The following is an 18,329-nucleotide window of genomic DNA, read 5'->3' as shown; positions in this document are numbered from 1 at the left end:
GAATCGGGACAGTGATCAAATCACAAAAAACACAAGTCAAACCATTTCAACGGCAAACGACCGCAACAACGGAATCAGAAAAAATGCGCCCTGAATGGCGGCAGCGCCTGATCGATGTTGAAAGCGGCATCAAGTTCGGCATCAGGCTGGACAGCACTTTTTTTATTCATTTTTTCGCGGGAAGTGCCGTCATCGCGGCTGCCACTTTACTGGGATTATCTGCGACCCACTGGGCAATCCTGATTCTGTCAATGACCAGCGTACTCTGCGCCCAGATGTTCAACCAGGTCTTGAAGTCGATCTGGAGTATCCTCGGCAAGCATCTGCCTGCAGAGTCTCAAAGCACATTCAAAGCAGGTACTGCTGCGGTGGGTGTCAGCATTATTGGCTCGGTCATCACGATCACCATCATTTTCGGATCCGCCCTGTATCGTCTGCTGTTCTAATCTGCATTCCTGAAACCGGACGCTTGCGTCTGCAGCATCTGTCATTGATAATCATGGTGCGTCTTCTTTCACCATTTGATTCATGACAGGTAATATCATGCAGCTCTCACATCCATACTTTTTTCTGTTACTGCTTCTGATGTCGGTACTTCCTGCCACTGGTCTGATGGCCGCGGAAGATGTCATTCAGCCTGATCCCCGTCTACCAGAAACTACGCCCTGGGATCTGAAAGCCCTCAGTAAAGCTCCTGAATTTGAATGGCTCGATGAAAATTCTCCGGTCAAATCTCTGATTTACCAGGGTCTGGAATATCGCGGCAAACCGACAAAGGTATTTGCATATTATGCATCCCCGGCAACACTCAACCCGGAAGCGCCCCGAGATAAAAAGTATCCGGGCATCGTACTCATTCACGGCGGAGGGGGAACTGCTTTTCGTGAATGGGCAGAATTATGGGCTCAAAAAGGCTACGCGGCCATCTCTATGGACCTGGCGGGATCACAACCTGTAGACGGGAAAAACCCGCATGATCGCAAGTTTCGCAACCGGCTCGAAGCTGGTGGGCCTGATCAGTCGCATAAAGAGAAGTTTGAAGCGGTGAAAGATGACCAGTCAGAACACTGGTGTTACCACGCTCCTGCGAATGCCATCCTGGCCCATTCTCTGATTCGCTCTTTTCCCGAAGTAGACAAAGATCATACCGCTGTCACCGGAATCTCCTGGGGGGGATATCTGACCTGCATCGTCGCCGGGCTCGATAACCGTTTCGATGCCGCTGTTCCTGTGTACGGTTGTGGTTTTTTGAATGCCCATTCGGTATTCGAATCATCCATCAATCAACTGCCGCCTGAAGACAGCCAACGCTGGATGCAACTGTATGATCCGGGCCAATATCTGCAAGCCGTTCAAATGCCGATTCTGTTTGTGAATGGCACGAATGACTTTGCCTACTGGTTGAGTGCCTATCAGAAAAGCTATGAAGCCGTACCGAAATCCACGCCTCGAAATATTCGGATTGAAGTCAAGATGGGACACAGTCATCCGGCAGGCTGGAAACCAGATGAAATCGCACGTTTTGTCGATCAGTACCTGAAAGACAAAACGCCGCTGCCCGTTGTGCAGAAACCCGCAATCAAAGATGGCAAAGTCACAGCGGAACTGGCTGAGCCGGTGAAAATCCAAACCGCCGTCCTCAACTTTACCACTGATGAAGCGCCGAATAAGGAACGCAAGTGGCAAACCCTTCCGCTGGAAGTTGAAGGAACCAGAATCACGGGCCCTGCTCCGCCTGCTGATACAAAAATCTGGTTCATCAATGTAACGGATGAAACAGGCGCCATGACATCCAGTCCCCTGGTATCAAAGCAATAACCAATTCGCTCAGGCGGCAGATTTTCCGGGAACCTGGGGCGCGATCTTTTTGGTCACGTCCCCCTTTTTCTGTTTGAGGTCAAACAGGCCGAATATTTCGGAAGCGGTCAGGCTCCGCGATTCACAAGTGGTATCGCCATCGCCCAGAATTGAACGGAAGAGTTCGCGTTTCTGTTCGAGGACCATGTCAATCCGTTCTTCAATCGTATTGTTACAGACGAATTTCGTCACGATCACCTGGGTTTTCTGTCCAATGCGATGTGCCCTGTTGATCGCCTGGTCTTCAATCGCCGGGTTCCACCAGCGATCAAACAGGAAGACGTAACCGGCAAACTGCAGGTTCAAACCTACAGCTCCGGTACCATAACTCATCAATAACAGGTGTGAATCCGGATCATGCTTGAACTGATCCAGGATCGGCTCGCGCTGCTTTGTGGGAATTCCGCCATGATAAACCAGTGTCCCAAACCGCTCTAAGCGTTTCGCCATGAAGTCCAGGGGCTTCGTCCACTGGCTGAACAGAATGGCCTTACCACCGCTGGCAGCAATTTCTTCCATGTCCGCTTCCAGACGATCCAGCTTGCAACTGTCCCCGGTTACCGGATCAAAATTGGTGATCTGCTTGAGTCGTAAAACCAGTTCAAATACATGCTGCACGGTGATCGAGTCGCCCATCTCATTCAACTGGATTACACCATCTTTTTCCGCGGTATCGTAGGCATGCTGTTGCGCCGGATTAAGGTCCAGATACGCGGGACGGTCCAGCCGAGGTGGCAGATCAGTCATCACCAGGTCTTTGGTACGACGCAAAATGAATTCTTTGGAAAGTACCTGCAACTGCCTCAAATCGGGCGTGCCTCGAGGCGGAATAATTTCCATCCATTCGAACAGCGAGGCCATCTCTTCGTGACGGTTTTCGATCGGAGTCCCGGTAAGTGCCCAACTGCGTTTGCGGGGAATGGAACGGGCAACTTCAGCTGTGCGGGAATCTCTGTTTTTGATACGTTGTGCTTCATCGAGTACCACCAGATCGAAGCGGGGAAGGTTCTCTTCCCCCATGGTCTCAAAGTCGCGCGACATCGATTCGTAATTGGCAATCAAGATCGGCGTGTTTGGCATTTCCCAGATCATGCGTCGCCGCGCCGTATCACCCTGCACTACCGTGACCGGCAGTTCTTCTGCCCAGAATTTAAACTCACGCTGCCAGTTGGGAATCAATGGTTTGGGACAGACGAGCAAAATGCGACGAACCTGGCCACTGCGTAACAGCAGTCGCACGCCGGTAATGGTCTGCATGGTTTTTCCCAGTCCCATTTCATCAGCCAGCAACGCTGACTTCTGCGAGAACAGCCAGGCGATTCCCTCATATTGATAAGGGAAAGGCTCGAAAGGCATGATCAGTTCCTGGCCGGCCAGCCACGACTGTAATGGTGGTTGCAGCAGATAAAACAGGCGGTCTTCCAGCGACAGTGCATTCGCAGGGGGTTTCAGACGCGTACTTTTTTTGCGTTCACCCGGTTCAGAACTCGTGGTTTTAGGGCCTTCAATCCGACTGAGTTCCGCTCCGCTTTCTTTCTCCTGTTTGGGAGGCATGAATTCCAACCCGTCAGGAAAAGTCATCCCAAACGTTTTAACGCGGGGTCTCGTCGGTTTCCACTTGGGCTGCAGACCCGCTTTCTCAAGCAATGCCAGTGCGGTGGTCTCGAGATTGAATTTGCGAGTGAGCGCGCCATTCATCCCAGAAGCAAACACTGCTGCCGAGACAGCCAGGGGAATCGTTTCGCTGTCAATCTGCTGCTTGAGTTGCCAGCGATCAGCGTCCGTGATGGCTGTCTGCACAGGTTCCGCTGGTCGTTGAATAAAATGAGGGCCGCCGGTATGCCCAGCTGTCGTTTCAGTCGATTGATGATTTTGAATGTCTGGCTCTGAAAATTCCACGTCTCTGCCTGCCTGGGAAGGAAGTCTGCTCAACTGGTCTCAATACCATTGTTTCTAACGACGGCTTATCGGGATGAGCCCATTTTCACCGCTTCGTTTAAGGCCTCACGAACACGCTCAAATGGCTCGCCCAGGTCGGCATCAGCCGGAATGTTTCGACTGGTATTCTCGATGGCTGTTTTTCCGGTCTGGTGTGCGGCATCAAATCGCAGGCGGTTCCTGCCAATCTGCTCGCTGATGTAAGCAGCGTTTTCCTCGATGATCTGTTCGACATCCGTCAGTATCGCAACCGGAATGGAAATATGATTCTGCAGTTCCATTGCCTGTTCCTGCTCAACCAGCACCAGGTGAGGTTTGATATTCATTTTTTCAACGAGCGTCTGACCGATCACTTCACCTAGCAGAAATGGAACCAGGGTGGGTCCATACAGGACTTCCTGAGTCCGGTTCGGTTTGACAGGAGTGGTGCACTGAAATTCCAGCGGCCTGCCAAAATGATTTGTTACCAGCAAGCCCCCGATTAGTGAGCCGTCGGGACATTCAATTGTTGTCAGGAATCCCAGTTTCAAATCTATCTTACCGCCATCCGCTCCCATAAAGTCCTCTTCTCCAGATGTCATTTCTGCTGTTGTCGTCAATGATCAGACGATCCTGATTCTCATCTGAACCGTATCTCTTTCGATAATCAGGACAGCCTGCTCTATCGATATCATCGTCCTTCATAATTTGTGACTTGAGTGCTTGTTGGAATGGTCGTGTTAGATAGTTTCACTTCAATAACCCTTTAAATATCAATTGGTTCCAGAATGGGGAACGTTTGAATTCCGGCAGATATTTTCTACCGCGGATTGCTCTTTAGGTTGGAAATTCATTCAAGTTGCGGCAGAATAAGGGAGAACCCAGAATCTCCACTTTTGATGCCCCCAGACAACTGAGTTAAGATGAATATGAATGCACCAGACACTGAGCCGGAAAACCTGGACCGGGAGGCTCTGCAGGCACGCCAGCTGCAACGCCTGCAATACCTTCTGAAAGAGGTTTCTGCCACCAATGAGTTCTGGCAGAAGAAATGGGGAGCAGCGGGCGTCGATATCAATTCGATTCAGAGCCTCTCCGACCTGCAGAAATTGCCGATCACCACCAAATCTGAACTGGTAGAAGATCATCTGGCTCACGCGCCTTACGGTACGAACCTGACATATCCGGTCGAAAATTATACCCGCATGCATCAGACATCAGGCACCACCGGCTTACCCATGCGCTGGCTGGATACCAAAGCCAGCTGGGACTGGTTTGGTGAATGCTGGGCGCAGATTTATCGCATGGTGGGCCTCTATCCGGGAGATCGACTCTTCTTTCCTTTTTCGTTCGGCCCCTTCGTTGGATTCTGGGCTGCCTTTGAAGGTGCAACGCGACGGGGTAATTTCTGCCTGGCCGGTGGTGGCACGGGCAGTGAAGCCCGGTTGCAGATGATTCTCGATAATCGGATTACCGCCGTCTGTTGTACTCCGACTTATGCTTTGCGACTGGCGGAAGTGGCAGAAGCCGAGAATATCAATCTTGCCGCCAGTCGCGTCCGGGCACTGGTCGTCGCCGGTGAACCAGGGGGAAACATCGAAGCGACGAAACTGCGTATCGGCCAGGCCTGGGGGGCACGGGTTTTTGATCACTGGGGCATGACGGAGATCGGTGCGCTGGGAATTGAACCACTGGAGAGCCCGGGCAGTCTGAATATTCTGGAAACCGAATGCATTGCCGAGATTGTCAACTCGGACACACTGGAACCGGTGTCTCCCGGAGAACAGGGCGAATTGATTATCACCAATCTGGGGCGGATTGGCTCTCCTTTAATTCGTTATCGCACGGGCGATCTGGTTTCGGAAGATACTTCCCCCTGCCCTTCCGGTCGTGCGTTACTGCGTTTGCAGGGAGGCATCCTGGGGCGTGCAGATGACATGGTGATTATTCGCGGTAACAATGTATTCCCTTCCAGCCTGGAAGCGATCCTGCGGACATTTGATCGAATTGCTGAATACCGGATCGAAGTCCGCACGATTCGTTCAATGCAGCATATGAAGATCGAACTGGAACCAACGGATTCTGCCGCGGCAGATCCTCAGCGGTTGGTTCGGGAAGTCAGCCATGCAATCAAGGATAAGCTGAACTTCAACGCGGAAGTGGTCACTGTCGCTCCTGGTGCTTTGCCCCGTTTCGAACTTAAAGGCCGCCGCTTTTTCAAACTAGATTGAACTCAATACTGAAATGCAGTTATTACAGGAACAACCCATGAGTGCTCACTTGCGAAATTCCGTCTTTTTCCTGCTGGTTTCCTCCTGTACTCTTCTTTTACTCAGTCAGACCGTTACTGCGGCAGAGCCAGCCAAACGACCAAATATTCTGTTCCTCTTCAGCGATGATCAACGGGCTGATGCGCTGGCTGCCTATGACAATCCCCACATCCAGACTCCGAATCTGGATCAGCTGGTGAAAACCGGATTCAGTTTTCGTAACGCCTTCTGTATGGGATCCATTCATGGAGCCGTTTGCCAGCCGAGCCGCGCTATGCTGAACAGTGGACGCTCCCTCTACCATGTTCCCATGGATCTGAAAGGGGTCATCACACTTCCGCAGTTAATGAAGCAGGCGGGATATGAGACCTTCGGCACAGGTAAATGGCATAATAACCGTGACTCATTTCAGAAGAGCTTCACGACCGGGACCGCAGCATTCATTGGTGGTATGTCGAACCATCTGCAGGTACCAGTAGTCGACCTCAAAGCTGGTAAGTTCACAAACAAACGGACGGGCGAAAAGTTTTCGAGCGAACTCTTTGTTGATGCCACCGTCGATTTTTTGAAGCAACAGCCTGCAGAGAAACCTTTTTACGCCTATGTAGCATTCACTGCGCCCCACGATCCGCGGATGCCGCCCGAATCAGCGATGAAGGCGTATGAGAATAATGTCCCGCCGCTCCCTAAAAACTTCATGCCACAACACCCCTTCAATAATGGCTGGTTAACGGGTCGTGATGAAGCATTGACCGACTGGCCGCGCCAACCGGATATTCTACGTGAGCAAATCGCCGAGTATTACGGGATGATTACCCACATGGACTCGCAGATCGGACGCATTCTGCAGACATTGAAAGACAGAAAGCTTGACGGGAATACGATTGTAATTTTCTCATCCGATCATGGTCTGGCACTGGGCAGCCATGGTCTGCTCGGTAAACAGAATCTGTATGAGCACAGCATGAAATCGCCGTTGATCTTTCAAGGCCCCGGCATCCCCGAGAACAAATCCAGTGATGCGCTGGTTTATCTGTATGACATTTTTCCAACCGTCTGTGATTTAACCCAGATCCAGGTCCCTGCAGGTGTTGAAGGATCCAACCTGGCTCCCATCTGGCGGGGAAAAACAGATCGCATTCGGGACACACTGTTTACCACCTATGAAGATCTGATGCGGGCTGTTCGCGATGATCGCTGGAAACTGATTCGTTATCCACAGATCAACAAGACACAACTGTTTGATCTCAAAACAGATCCACACGAACTTCAAGACCTCTCCGAGCACCCGGAACAGCAGGAACGCATCAAGAAAATGCTGGTGGACTTAAAACAGTGGCAGATGAAAACGGACGATAAACAGCCGCTCACATCCGATCATCCCAGACCGGAAGCCATCGATCTGACCGGAAGGAAACGAAAACCCGATCAGCACCAACCTGACTGGATCGTCAAAAAATACTTCGATTCTGAATGAAATCTGTTTTCCAACCATGCTATAATCGGAGATCTCACCAAGTAACTGTTTCCTGCCATCATTTTGAACTGCACACCGAACCCGGTTCGCAAAATAATTCACACAGTCTGAGGTAATGATAATGAAAGCTTTACTGACAACTCTTACTCTTTCCCTGTTTCTCGCCTCGACCACACTTGCCGGTAACTGGCCTGGCTGGCGTGGCCCCACTTCCAACGGTGTCGCAGAAGGTTCCGGTTATCCTGTCTCCTGGGACAGTTCCAAAAACATACTCTGGGAAGTGGAGTTCCCGGGAAACAGCGGTTCAACTCCCGCCATCTGGGGCGACGATCTGTTTCTGACCACCACGACCGATGGCAAAAATGAAGTGATCTGCCTGGATAAGAATACGGGTAAGAAAAAATGGACTACCGATTTCGGCAGCGAGCGCGCCGGCAAACATAAAAAAGGCAGTGGCAGCAGCCCTTCCCCCGCAGCCGACGATCAGTTTGTCTTCGCTTATTTTAAAAGCGGTGACCTCGCCTGTCTGAACCGGGAAGGCAAAATTGTCTGGCAGAAAAATCTGCAGAAAATTTATGGTGAAGACACTCTCTGGTGGGACCTGGGAACGTCTCCGGTACTTACAAATAACCTGGTTGTCATCGCCTGTATGCAAAGTGACAACTCTTATATTGTCGCTTTCGATAAAGCGACCGGCAAAGAAGCCTGGAAACAGGACCGCAATCTGGATGCACCGGAAGAAGCCAGCCAGAGCTACTCGACTCCCGTCGTCGTCAACCAGGATGGCAAAGAAATCATTTATGTACTGGGAGCTGATCATGTGACCGCCCATGATGCACAGACGGGAAAACAGATCTGGCAGGTGGGCGGATTGAATCCGACTCAGCACAAATACTTCCGCTCGATCTCTTCCCCGGTCATCAGCGATGGCTATCTGATTGCCCCCTATGCCCGGGGCGGTTCGATTACCGGTATCAAACTGGGTGGCAGTGGTGATGTGACAAAATCGCATGTCGCCTGGACGAACGAGGAAAAGGGAGAATTCTCGGACGTCCCGACTCCCGCAGCTGTCAACGGCCGCTTCTATATCTGTTCCGATAAAGGTGATGTTCTCTGCTTCGATGTTAAAACCGGCAAAAAGATCTGGGGAGATCGTCTTCCCCGCAGCAGAAATAAATTCAGTGCTTCGCCGATCCTCGCAGATGGGCACATCTATGTCACACGCGAAGATGGTACAACCTTTGTGCTGGATCAGGGAGATGAGTTCAAACTGGTCTCTGAAAATCCGCTCGAAGGATTCGCGCTGGCGACCCCGGTCTTTTCTGACGGAAAAATCTACCTGAAGATGACCGATAAAATTTACTGCATTGGTAAAAAATAAGCTGTCGCATCATTGAACGACAAGAGGGACAGGCATTTCACCTGTCCCTCTTTTTTCGAGCCTGCCCCTGTCTTAATGAAGGTAAGAAAATCATGCAAGATCCTCAGAAAATCAATCGGCGAACGTTTCTGGGAGAATCGGTGGCAGCCACCGTTCTCTCGGGAGTACGTGTCGATTCAGAACTGCATGGAAGTGAGACCGATAATCGATTCCAGTTGTTCTGGGGTGATCTGCATAACCATAATGCCGTTGGTTATGCGAAAGGCTCGCTGGAGCGTTCCATCGAACTGGCCCGGGAGCACCTGGATTTCTTCGCCTTCACCGGCCATGCCTCATGGCACGATATGCCGAAAATGCCGGGTGACCGTCACATGAAATGGGTGAATGGCTTTGAAGTCCATTCCAGTCACTGGGCCAAAACCCGACGCCTGATGCAGGATGCCAACTCAGATCAGTTCGTGGCCTTCCTGGGGTACGAATGGCATTCGAGCCAGTTCGGCGATTACTGCATGATCTTTCCCGAAGACCAGCCCGAGCTGTACCTGCCCAATCACGTAGAGAAACTGCTGGACTTCGCAGAGAGCAATCAGGCCCTGGCGATCCCCCATCACGTCGGTTACAAACAGGGTTGGCGGGGAGCCAATTTTAAACACTATCGTGCTGCGGCCTCTCCTGTTGTCGAGGTCTTCTCAGAACATGGCTGCACGGAGACTGATCGTTCTCCTTACCCCATGATTCGACACAGCAACGGTGGTCGTTCTGCTGCGAATATGATTGTGCCTCAACTGCAGAAGGGGATGCGGTTCGGCTTTGTTGCTTCGACTGACGATCACCTGGGATATCCTGGCGCGTACGGAGAAGGAGTCGTGGGGGTCTGGGCGAAAGATCTCTCCTCACAATCATTGATGGAAGCGATTCGTGCCCGTCGCACCTATGCGGCGACCGGAGATCGGATCGCTCTGGAAGTTTCGCTGAATGGCCAGCCCATGGGCGGCGATGTGCCAGCGACATCCGATCGGCAGATCGATGTCCGCGTGCAGGGGGAAGACGCAATCTCCATGGTCGAACTGATTCGCAATGGACAGGTGATTCAGCGGTATTTCCCGGAAGACCATCTTGAAGACAAACCCGTTTTACCAGGCAAAGTAAAGTGTCGCCTGCAATATGGCTGGGGTCCCTGGGCGGACCTGGCGATGGGCCGCACTTGTCTGTGGGATATGAATATCAAACTGGACCAGGCACGATTTACGCGTGCGATCCCCTGTTTTCAGTCGGCTCCCTTCAGTGAAAAACTGCGAGACAAACTGACTATAATCTCTCCACAGGAACTGAAACTGGATTCGAATACAACACGCGTTAAATGCTACGGCGAAGATCCTACTAAAGCAGTCGTCTGCGAGATTGAAGGGAATCCTGACTCGGTCCTCACGCTGCAAATTCGTAAACCTTATGAGAAAACAATCAGTGCCCGACTGGGGGACCTGATTGATGACAACGTCGTAGAATTCACAGGCGTGTTCACCAGTGAAAGTTATATTCTGCACCGCCTGGTGAGACAGAGTGAATACTCGGCCCAAATCCGCTGGCATGATCAGCAGAGCGACACGAGTTCCACCGACTGGTATTACGTCCGCGTCACTCAACACAATGGTCAGCTCGCCTGGTCCAGCCCCATCTGGGTTGGATAAATGAATTTGAATCTATTCTCATACTTCACTACTTTTGATGGACACAACATGAAAACACGCTTTACTTTCAGCCTGCTGCTGACACTGATGCTGTTCATTCCGCTTCACCAGACCTCCGCCGGTGAAGATAAACCTCAAACGGAACCGGACCTCAAAACAGAAGCCAAAGATCCGCTCCGGCTGGTTCTGCCTCCCACCATCTACGCAGTGCCAGGAATTGAAACCAGTGTCTATTTCGATAACGTTTCTCTGTCGATCAATCCTGCCAATTATGTTTTCGACGTGCATTGCAACCGGGGACACTTGCAGCAGGAACGCTGGACTTACACTCCCGATGAGAAAGAGATTGGCGACTATAAGTTCACATTAAATGTGATTGATCAAAATAATGAAATTATCGCCAGCCAGGACTCAAGATTACGTGTCGTCCCGACTGCCGCCGGCAAAGACAAACCGGTCAGCATCCTGATGATAGGCGACAGCCTCACACACAACTCCATTTATCCACGACACGTACGCCAGCTCAGTCAAAACTTTCAGGGACCCAAATTGAAACTGATTGGTTCCCATAATCCCAACAAGGAAGACGGCGTCCAGCATGAAGGATATGGTGGCTGGACCGCCGTCCGATTTGCAACGCACTTCAATGATAATGCCCGCCAGGGACATTATCGCGAACGAGGCAGCCCGTTTCTCTATGCAGACGAAGACGGTAAGCCCAAGCTCGATTTCCCTCGTTACTGTAAAGAATTTAATGACGGAAAAGCACCTGATCTGGTCACGATCTTTCTCGGGCCGAATGACGTTTATTCCGCTACCGACGAAACCATTGGTGAGCGGACAGATACCATGATGAATCATCTTGAGATTCTGGTTAAGATGATCCACGACTTCAGCCCGAAAACCAGAATTGGTCTGATGCTGCCCGTTCCTCCGGCAGCAACACAGGATGCCTTCGGCACAACCAATGGTCGCGGTCAGACCCGCTGGCAATACAAGCGCAACCAGCACTATGTAGTGGAACAGATGTCAAAGAAGTTCGGTGATCAAACCGACCAGCAGATATTCATGGTTCCTACACATATCAACCTGGACTGTGCCCACAACTACCCTGCTGTCAAAGTTCCCTGGAACGCGCAAACAACAGAAGATACGTTACGCCAGAACAACGCCGTTCACCCGGCAGCGAGTGGATACCAGCAGATTGGCGACAGCCTGTTCTGCTGGATCAAGGAAATTATGAATCAGGATAAGGCAAAGTAACGCCTCGAAAAGCTACTGCGGATCCAGAGCCGGGAAGGGAAACATTCTGGAAGGCGTGCGTCCCGTTTTCATGATCGTTTTGATACGGGCTACGACTTCCGGATGTTGATCGGCAACGTCATGCTGTTCACCGGGATCTGTTTTGAGATTGTACAGTTCAATCTTCATTTGAGGTTTTTTCTTGAGCAGGTTCTGACGAATACCTTTCCAGTCACCCATATGCACCGCCTGCTGACCGGTGTAGGCTGGGAATTCCCAATACAGATATTCATGCTGCTTCTGTTGGTCAGGGTGCCCTTCTAACGTGGGGGCGAAGCTGATGCCATCAATGTCTGCAGGGGCTTTGGTTCCCGTCAACTCGGCAATGGTCGGCATGACATCCCAGAACGCCGACAGATGATCGGTGACCTGTCCTTTCGGAAAATGTCCAGGCCAGCGCGCTACCAGGGGCACACGTATTCCGCCTTCATACAGGCTGCCTTTATAACCGCGCCAGGGTCCCGCTGATTCAAAGAATTCCGAGTCCGATCCCCCCAGTCGATCGTAAGTCGGTCCGTTATCGGATGTGAAGAACACGACTGTGTTATCGTCCAGTTTGAGCTCTTTTAACAGGGACATGATTTGTCCCACGCCGTCATCCATTTGAGTAATCATGGCTGCATAGCCGGCACGGGGATGCGGATGTTTGATATAGCCTCGATGTTTGTAATCTTCTTCAGGTATTTTCCCTCTGTATTCTGCGACAAACTTTTCGGGGGACTGAATGGCCAGATGAGGTATCGCGAACGGCAGGTACAGAAAGAAGGGTTTCTTCTGATGTTCGCGAATAAAGGCCAGTCCGTTCTCAACAAATTTATCCTGCGAATGGGTCTTGCCGTATAAAGTCCGGTCATTGCCTGGCAGTGGCTCTTTGGTATGGTTCCGCCATAAAAAAACAGGATAATGATTGTGAGCATGGACCTGGCAGTTGAATCCATAAAACAGATCAAAGCCCTGTTTATTGGGATCTCCGGTGGTACCGAAATGTCCCAGCCCCCACTTTCCCATTGCGCCGGTGGCATAGTTTTTCTGTTTGAGCATTTCGGCAATTGTGACTTCCGCATCGGGAATCGGATGCTGGCCTGGAAAGCTCCAACCCTGTTCCTCTTTCATATCCTGAACGTATTCGGGCTTGCCGTTATTCCGTACATACGCATGCCCCGGATGTTTACCCGTCAGCAGGTTACACCGGGAAGGGGCACAGACAGCGTTGCCTGAATAGAACTGGGTGAAGCGGATTCCTTCGCTGGCAATGCGATCGATGTGAGGGGTTTTGATCCACTTCTGGCCATAACACCCCAGTTCATTGTAACCCAGGTCATCCGCGATAATGAAAATGACATTGGGTTCCCGCGAAAGATCTGCTGCATCACTTTTAGTGACAACGCCCAATACACTCAGACAGAAAATAAGAACGAAGAATATTCTCAAAAAACGGCGCATCGTGAACTCCTGAATGGATCGATCAAATATGGCGTGAAACCCAGCCTCTATCTTATACAGACCGAGCCTGAGATCGCAACAATATCCGTCACGACGGCACGACATCCACGCTCTTTGTTCAGGACCAGTGATAATCTTTCTGTTTACGAAACCCGTTCAGAACCAGTGAACCATCTTCGTATATATCCAGTACGCTGTAACCATTGTTGTCGATTCCAGAGCCTTCCACCATGGCAACCAGCGTGCAGTAATGGATACCTTTGATTTCAGAATATTTATTGTGATGACTGTGTCCCTGAAAGACGGCTGTTACTTTGCCCGACTGTTCCAGAACCTTACGAACTTCCGAAGAATTTTTAACGGCGTGGGAATCCGTATCTTTCAGATCCAGCGGCTGATGCACGAAAACAATCGTGGGTAACGGCGTCTGCTTCAGATCTGACTGCAGCCAGGACAACTCTTCCGGCGGGATATTTGCATCGGTCCACTTAAAATTCTTCCGTCCGTAGGGAGTGCCATCGCTTTTGAAGCAGGCATCCAGGATCACAAAATGATATCCACTCTGATCGAATGCGTAGAACGACTCTTTCTGTCCGACTCCCTGCAGAAACTCGTCTTTCTTCAACTGGTCGACACAATGATTTCCCAGCACATAATACTTCGGGTAAGGTATTGCAGAGATCGCTTTGACCACTGTCTGCAGATGCTGCTTCTCCTGTGCCAGCGATTTTCCGGAATCGATCAGATCACCTTGAAAGACCACAAAGTCTGGTCGATCATTTTCATACTGTGTGGCAGCTTCCTGCAACTTGGCCAGCGTCTCGCGATAATGGCGAGAACCAGCGGGAGGTTTGTCTGCATAATGCAGGTCTGTTACCAGTCCAATGCGTACTGCACCCCGTTTGTCTGCAGGGAGGGCACCCGCGGCGATTCCACTTACCTGTGGAAGAGACAAACCTGACAGAATCAGTGCCCCATTTTTCAGGAACGCACGTCTTCCCGGAAATTCACTCGAAGGTGTGAACTGCTTTTTCATGGTATAGCCTCTTATACACGACAACGCGGATTTTGGATTTGTTATCTATTTTGACAGATATGTATGAAGATACAATGACCCGGCGATGAATTTCAACGACCCTGATTACTGCCGAAAAAATCTGAAAAACCCTCATTGACATATCGTAACATCACGATATTATATATATGAGGACAGAAATTATGAAACTCAAAGAGACACCCGAATATAATGGAGCCGCGCTGGAACAGGCTGCCGAGTGCCTGAAGGTGCTGGCGCATCCTGCGCGAATCCGCATCGTACAGTTACTGCTGCGTGGCCGGTATACAGTCGGAGAACTTGCCGAAGATTGCGGGATTCCCAGTAATGTGGCATCAGAGCATTTACGACTGATGCAGCGTTGCGGTTTTTTTGTAAGTGAGCGGGAAGGCCGCAGTGTCTATTACCAGATTGCAGAACCTCATTTGAACAAGCTGATGGACTGCATCGAAGGCCGTTTTTTTTAAAGTCGTTTTTTTGGAAACACATATCGTATAATTACGACATAACGAGGTATTAAGATGGTAGAAATCAAGACGATCCAACCAGGTGTCCTGGCAAAAAACCAGCAGAATAAAGATGTCCATCTGATCGATGTTCGCACGCCGGCGGAATTCCGGGAAGTCCATGCCACCACTGCTGTTAATATTCCGCTCGATCAACTGACCGCGGAACAAATTCAAAGCCTGGTCAAGGAAAACGGAACAGATCCTGTTTATCTGATCTGCCAGAGCGGAAATCGATCTTCCAGGGCCTGCCAGAAATTGATTGATGGCGGGTTTGCCAATGTCGTCAGCATAGAAGGGGGCACCAAAGCATGGGAAGCCGAAGGTCTGCCTGTGATCCGGGGTAAAAAGACGATCTCTCTCGAAAGACAGGTACGAATTGCTGCTGGATTTCTCGTTCTGACAGGTGCCTTATTAGGGATGTTCGTGAATTCGTGGTTCAGTGGGCTCTCTGCATTTGTCGGAGCCGGTCTGATGTTTGCAGGAATTACTGATACCTGTGGAATGGCCATGATCCTGGCGAAAATGCCCTGGAACCGCAGATGAAGCATTGTCGTATCTAAGGATAATGCGTGTTGGATGATTTTTTAGAACCCGGAAAATATCACTGTAGCTGCAATAGAAAAACCTCTACCTGTTCCAGTAAAATACAGGCAGAGGTTTTTTCATTTTTCTTCAGGTGTTTCCCATGGTCTTTCTGCCTGCTTCTCGCCCCAAACGGTATCTCAATGCCGCGGAAGGTTTTCTGATCCTTGAGATGCCTGAACAGGCTCTGCGGGAATTGTCCCGTATTACCGCTTCGGATCGCGACTCAGAAAAATATTATCGTCTTCTGGGTCAGGCCCAGCAGATGGCGACTCACTACCAGGAAGCGTTAGACGCCTATCAGCATGCATATGATAAAGATTCAGAAAACCTGACCACCCTGATGGGCATGGCCTGGTGTTTCAAACGGACCGACCAGTTAGCAGCCGCGATTTCAATCATGGAAGAAGCTTACCAACATCATGCTGACGAACCGATCGTGCTGTATAACCTGTCCTGTTATTTCACTTTAGCGGGAGATAAAAATAAAGCACTTTCCTGGCTGGGGCGTTCCCTGCGAATGGAGCCCCGCTTAACAAAACTAATTCAAGATGAACCAGACTTCGATTCTCTGCGGAGTGACAAAGACTTCCAGTTCGTTGTAGAATCTGCTGAGGACAAAACGTCTCAGAATACGTAGCATTATTTCGACCACCAGAGTTAACCGGTCAGCAAGTCCGGCAGGAATTCCACTGGTCGTCAGGGAATCGAAAGTCATCAATATGGATATTGACACCCTCCGCCTGAAGCAACACTGTGAAGAACTGTGCAAAACAATCCGCCCTGCAGAAAGCGAGGCACTGGAGACAGCCCGCCTGTACGTCATCCGAGAGCTGGAAGCAGCAGGCTGGCAGGTTGAACGACATCCCTTTCAGGCACACGACTCACTGTTGACCCAGTGGTCCGGGCAGAATCTGATCGCCCGCCACCCTGATCTGACGGCACCTGAAAAGCCATTGTTCTGTGTCGGAGCACACCTTGATACCCGCCCCGAATCACCGGGAGCGGATGATAATACCAGTGCCGTTGCCGCTCTGCTTGAACTGGCCCGACTGCTTCCCGCTCTTTCCCGCTCTGAGCATCTCTGGAGTATTGAACTGGTCGCCTTCGACCTGGAAGAAAACGGGATGCTGGGAGGCGCCGAGCATGCGCGAATGCACTCACAGCAACAGACCGATCTGCGTGGCATGGTCTCTCTGGAAATGCTGGGATATTGCGATCACGCGCCCGGCAGCCAGACGCTACCACGTGAACTGGTGGGACTGTATCCGGATACGGGAGATTTTATTGCCGTGGTTGGTAATCAGAATTCGACTGACCTGATCGCCGCTTTCCAGAACGGTATGCGATCCGTTCCGGAACTACCCGTCGAAGTTCTGCAGGTTCCTCAAAATGGAGAGATGCTGCAAGCCACCCGCTTGAGCGATCACAGCCCGTTCTGGGACGCCGGCTTCCCTGCGCTGATGATTACCGACACCAGTTTTCTGCGGAACCCGCATTACCACCAGTTGACGGATACGGTTGATACACTCGACTTTGATTTTCTGAGTAAAGTTTCACAAGGCTGCCTGGAATCAACAAAACGGATTCTGGCAAACGGTTACTGATTTCTTTTGAATTACCTGAATGCGCAAGAGGGAAAATAGATCGATTATGAATGACGCGACTCAAGAAGAAAAAGAGCTTCTGCATATCACAGAACTGTCCCGACAGCAACGACGTGTCATCGGCGTGTTGTTGGAGAAAGCGTTTACGACTCCGGACCAGTATCCACTTACCTTGAAAGCAGTCACCACAGGCTGTAATCAGAAAAGCAACCGGGATCCCGTTTCAAACTACAGCGAATCTCAGGTCTATGAAACGCTCGATTCCCTGCGGGAAATGGGGCTCGTAGCGGTGATTCATTCAGACAGTGGCCGTACGGAACGCTATCGTCATTATATGCGGCGGCGATTCGAGTTCACGGAACCTCAGCTGGCAATACTGACAGAGCTCTGGCTACGTGGCCGGCAAACCATGGGGGAATTGCGGGGCCGCGCCAGCCGAATGGTACCTATCGAAACACTGGATGAGCTACGGGCCGAATTCAAAGGGCTGCTGGATCAGAAATATGTACAATCCAATGGCAGCATAGAACGTCGCGGAATTGAAGTTGATCACAACTGGTATCAGGAGCGCGAAGGGAAGACACTGGGATTTGAAGATACCGCAGATGAGGAACCCGCCACAGCAGCAAAGGAATCAACCCCTTCACCTGTCACCCAAACAGTTACTCCTGATCTGTCTGGATTTACTTCCGTAATTGAACAGCTGCAGCAGGATAATCTGTCATTGAGGCATGAAATCGATACACTCACACAGTCTCTGGAGGAGTTGAAACAACAGTTGATTGAACTGAAACAGGAACTGGGTAGTTAATCACAGAATCAAAAAACTCCTCTCATAGCGAGTCACGATGATCAAACCGTTCTGTTTTACCTGGTGTGTTTTTCTGGCGGTCATAACACAGCATAGTCCCACCCCGGGCAAGTCTGCGGACCGCCCCCATCTGATTTCGTTTGTGACCGACAATCAGGGCCGCTTTCAATCCGAATTAAAATTTACTGACAGGATTTCTCTCGAGGAATCCCAAAATATGCATGAATTAAATGACCTGGAATCGGATCACGGAGAGAACTCGAATCTGTGGCATCGCCGGACCAGAAAGAAATGGCAAAACACTGCTGATCTGCTGGAAACACAGTTGATCGACTGGCAGAAGTCGATTCAGGATCCGATTCTCGAACCTGCTTATGAATAACAGGTTAAGTCACAAAGCAGGAAACAGCTGTCCTCTGCCCTATTTTCAG

17 protein-coding genes are annotated in these 18,329 nt (G+C 50.6%); 13 read left to right on the top strand and 4 right to left on the bottom strand.

The window, feature by feature from the left end:
* The first annotated feature begins 11 nt into the window (after positions 1-11).
* Both AACZ40_RS12845 and AACZ40_RS12840 read left to right on the top strand, forming a co-directional pair.
* Positions 12-446 carry a diacylglycerol kinase gene (locus tag AACZ40_RS12845; protein ID WP_291166996.1) on the top strand — a complete coding sequence of 145 codons (435 nt, stop codon included), beginning with the start codon at positions 12-14 and terminating at the stop codon, positions 444-446.
* A gap of 97 nt (positions 447-543) precedes the next feature.
* Positions 544-1,818, top strand: a complete 1,275-nt coding sequence (locus AACZ40_RS12840; protein ID WP_291166994.1) for an acetylxylan esterase — start codon at positions 544-546, stop codon at positions 1,816-1,818.
* Positions 1,819-1,827: 9 nt separating this feature from the next.
* Here the strand turns inward: AACZ40_RS12840 and AACZ40_RS12835 are convergent, their stop codons facing one another.
* Both AACZ40_RS12835 and AACZ40_RS12830 read right to left on the bottom strand, forming a co-directional pair.
* Positions 1,828-3,789: a DEAD/DEAH box helicase gene (locus AACZ40_RS12835; RefSeq protein WP_291166992.1), complete on the bottom strand. Its 1,962-nt coding sequence runs from the start codon at positions 3,787-3,789 to the stop codon at positions 1,828-1,830.
* 32 nt (positions 3,790-3,821) lie between these two features.
* On the bottom strand, positions 3,822-4,394 hold the full coding sequence (locus AACZ40_RS12830) for a hypothetical protein (RefSeq protein ID WP_291166990.1): 573 nt from the start codon (positions 4,392-4,394) through the stop codon (positions 3,822-3,824).
* A 309-nt stretch (positions 4,395-4,703) separates the two neighbouring features.
* On the opposite strand from AACZ40_RS12830, the gene AACZ40_RS12825 reads away from it, so the two are divergent.
* The 5 genes from AACZ40_RS12825 (at position 4,704) to AACZ40_RS12805 (ending at position 11,853) form a co-directional block, all read left to right on the top strand.
* Positions 4,704-6,005, top strand: a complete 1,302-nt coding sequence (locus tag AACZ40_RS12825) for an AMP-binding protein (RefSeq protein WP_291166988.1) — start codon at positions 4,704-4,706, stop codon at positions 6,003-6,005.
* Between the two features lie 37 nt (positions 6,006-6,042).
* Positions 6,043-7,521, top strand: coding sequence for a sulfatase-like hydrolase/transferase (locus tag AACZ40_RS12820; RefSeq protein ID WP_291166986.1), 1,479 nt, complete (start codon positions 6,043-6,045; stop codon positions 7,519-7,521).
* 121 nt (positions 7,522-7,642) lie between these two features.
* Positions 7,643-8,902: a PQQ-binding-like beta-propeller repeat protein gene (locus tag AACZ40_RS12815; RefSeq protein WP_291166984.1), complete on the top strand. Its 1,260-nt coding sequence runs from the start codon at positions 7,643-7,645 to the stop codon at positions 8,900-8,902.
* A gap of 92 nt (positions 8,903-8,994) precedes the next feature.
* Positions 8,995-10,590, top strand: coding sequence for a hypothetical protein (locus AACZ40_RS12810; protein WP_291166982.1), 1,596 nt, complete (start codon positions 8,995-8,997; stop codon positions 10,588-10,590).
* Between the two features lie 48 nt (positions 10,591-10,638).
* Positions 10,639-11,853 (top strand): SGNH/GDSL hydrolase family protein, encoded by a 1,215-nt coding sequence (locus tag AACZ40_RS12805; protein WP_291166980.1) that lies wholly within the window; start codon positions 10,639-10,641, stop codon positions 11,851-11,853.
* A gap of 12 nt (positions 11,854-11,865) precedes the next feature.
* Here AACZ40_RS12805 and AACZ40_RS12800 read toward each other — a convergent pair whose 3' ends face one another.
* Positions 11,866-13,335, bottom strand: coding sequence for an arylsulfatase (locus AACZ40_RS12800; RefSeq protein WP_291166978.1), 1,470 nt, complete (start codon positions 13,333-13,335; stop codon positions 11,866-11,868).
* Between the two features lie 118 nt (positions 13,336-13,453).
* Entirely contained in the window at positions 13,454-14,371 is a 918-nt protein-coding gene (locus tag AACZ40_RS12795; RefSeq protein WP_291166976.1) for a metallophosphoesterase, read from the bottom strand.
* A gap of 182 nt (positions 14,372-14,553) precedes the next feature.
* On the opposite strand from AACZ40_RS12795, the gene AACZ40_RS12790 reads away from it, so the two are divergent.
* From AACZ40_RS12790 to AACZ40_RS12765, 6 genes are all read left to right on the top strand, one after another.
* Positions 14,554-14,856 carry a metalloregulator ArsR/SmtB family transcription factor gene (locus AACZ40_RS12790; RefSeq protein ID WP_291166974.1) on the top strand — a complete coding sequence of 101 codons (303 nt, stop codon included), beginning with the start codon at positions 14,554-14,556 and terminating at the stop codon, positions 14,854-14,856.
* 54 nt (positions 14,857-14,910) lie between these two features.
* Positions 14,911-15,441, top strand: a complete 531-nt coding sequence (locus AACZ40_RS12785) for a rhodanese-like domain-containing protein (protein WP_291166973.1) — start codon at positions 14,911-14,913, stop codon at positions 15,439-15,441.
* A 142-nt stretch (positions 15,442-15,583) separates the two neighbouring features.
* Positions 15,584-16,120, top strand: coding sequence for a tetratricopeptide repeat protein (locus tag AACZ40_RS12780; protein WP_291166971.1), 537 nt, complete (start codon positions 15,584-15,586; stop codon positions 16,118-16,120).
* Between the two features lie 82 nt (positions 16,121-16,202).
* Entirely contained in the window at positions 16,203-17,087 is an 885-nt protein-coding gene (locus AACZ40_RS12775) for a M28 family peptidase (RefSeq protein ID WP_291166969.1), read from the top strand.
* Between the two features lie 46 nt (positions 17,088-17,133).
* Complete coding sequence (locus AACZ40_RS12770) at positions 17,134-17,898, top strand: DUF480 domain-containing protein (protein WP_291166967.1); 765 nt, start codon at positions 17,134-17,136, stop codon at positions 17,896-17,898.
* 217 nt (positions 17,899-18,115) lie between these two features.
* Positions 18,116-18,280: a hypothetical protein gene (locus tag AACZ40_RS12765; protein ID WP_291166965.1), complete on the top strand. Its 165-nt coding sequence runs from the start codon at positions 18,116-18,118 to the stop codon at positions 18,278-18,280.
* The last annotated feature ends 49 nt before the right edge of the window (positions 18,281-18,329 follow it).

The organism is uncultured Gimesia sp. (assembly GCF_963972345.1).
Classification (GTDB): Bacteria; Planctomycetota; Planctomycetia; order Planctomycetales; family Planctomycetaceae; genus Gimesia.
The sequence above is the reverse complement of the archived record's forward strand: the minus strand, read 5'-3'. Positions and strand labels throughout refer to the sequence as shown.

Coding starts and splice junctions, on each gene's coding strand:
- AACZ40_RS12840 (WP_291166994.1), top strand. CDS start 544: ATGCAGCTCTCACATCCATACTTTTTTCTGTTACTGCTTCTGATGTCG.
- AACZ40_RS12825 (WP_291166988.1), top strand. CDS start 4,704: ATGAATGCACCAGACACTGAGCCGGAAAACCTGGACCGGGAGGCTCTG.
- AACZ40_RS12820 (WP_291166986.1), top strand. CDS start 6,043: ATGAGTGCTCACTTGCGAAATTCCGTCTTTTTCCTGCTGGTTTCCTCC.
- AACZ40_RS12815 (WP_291166984.1), top strand. CDS start 7,643: ATGAAAGCTTTACTGACAACTCTTACTCTTTCCCTGTTTCTCGCCTCG.
- AACZ40_RS12810 (WP_291166982.1), top strand. CDS start 8,995: ATGCAAGATCCTCAGAAAATCAATCGGCGAACGTTTCTGGGAGAATCG.
- AACZ40_RS12805 (WP_291166980.1), top strand. CDS start 10,639: ATGAAAACACGCTTTACTTTCAGCCTGCTGCTGACACTGATGCTGTTC.
- AACZ40_RS12800 (WP_291166978.1), bottom strand. CDS start 13,335: ATGCGCCGTTTTTTGAGAATATTCTTCGTTCTTATTTTCTGTCTGAGT.
- AACZ40_RS12795 (WP_291166976.1), bottom strand. CDS start 14,371: ATGAAAAAGCAGTTCACACCTTCGAGTGAATTTCCGGGAAGACGTGCG.
- AACZ40_RS12790 (WP_291166974.1), top strand. CDS start 14,554: ATGAAACTCAAAGAGACACCCGAATATAATGGAGCCGCGCTGGAACAG.
- AACZ40_RS12785 (WP_291166973.1), top strand. CDS start 14,911: ATGGTAGAAATCAAGACGATCCAACCAGGTGTCCTGGCAAAAAACCAG.
- AACZ40_RS12780 (WP_291166971.1), top strand. CDS start 15,584: ATGGTCTTTCTGCCTGCTTCTCGCCCCAAACGGTATCTCAATGCCGCG.
- AACZ40_RS12775 (WP_291166969.1), top strand. CDS start 16,203: ATGGATATTGACACCCTCCGCCTGAAGCAACACTGTGAAGAACTGTGC.
- AACZ40_RS12770 (WP_291166967.1), top strand. CDS start 17,134: ATGAATGACGCGACTCAAGAAGAAAAAGAGCTTCTGCATATCACAGAA.
- AACZ40_RS12765 (WP_291166965.1), top strand. CDS start 18,116: ATGCATGAATTAAATGACCTGGAATCGGATCACGGAGAGAACTCGAAT.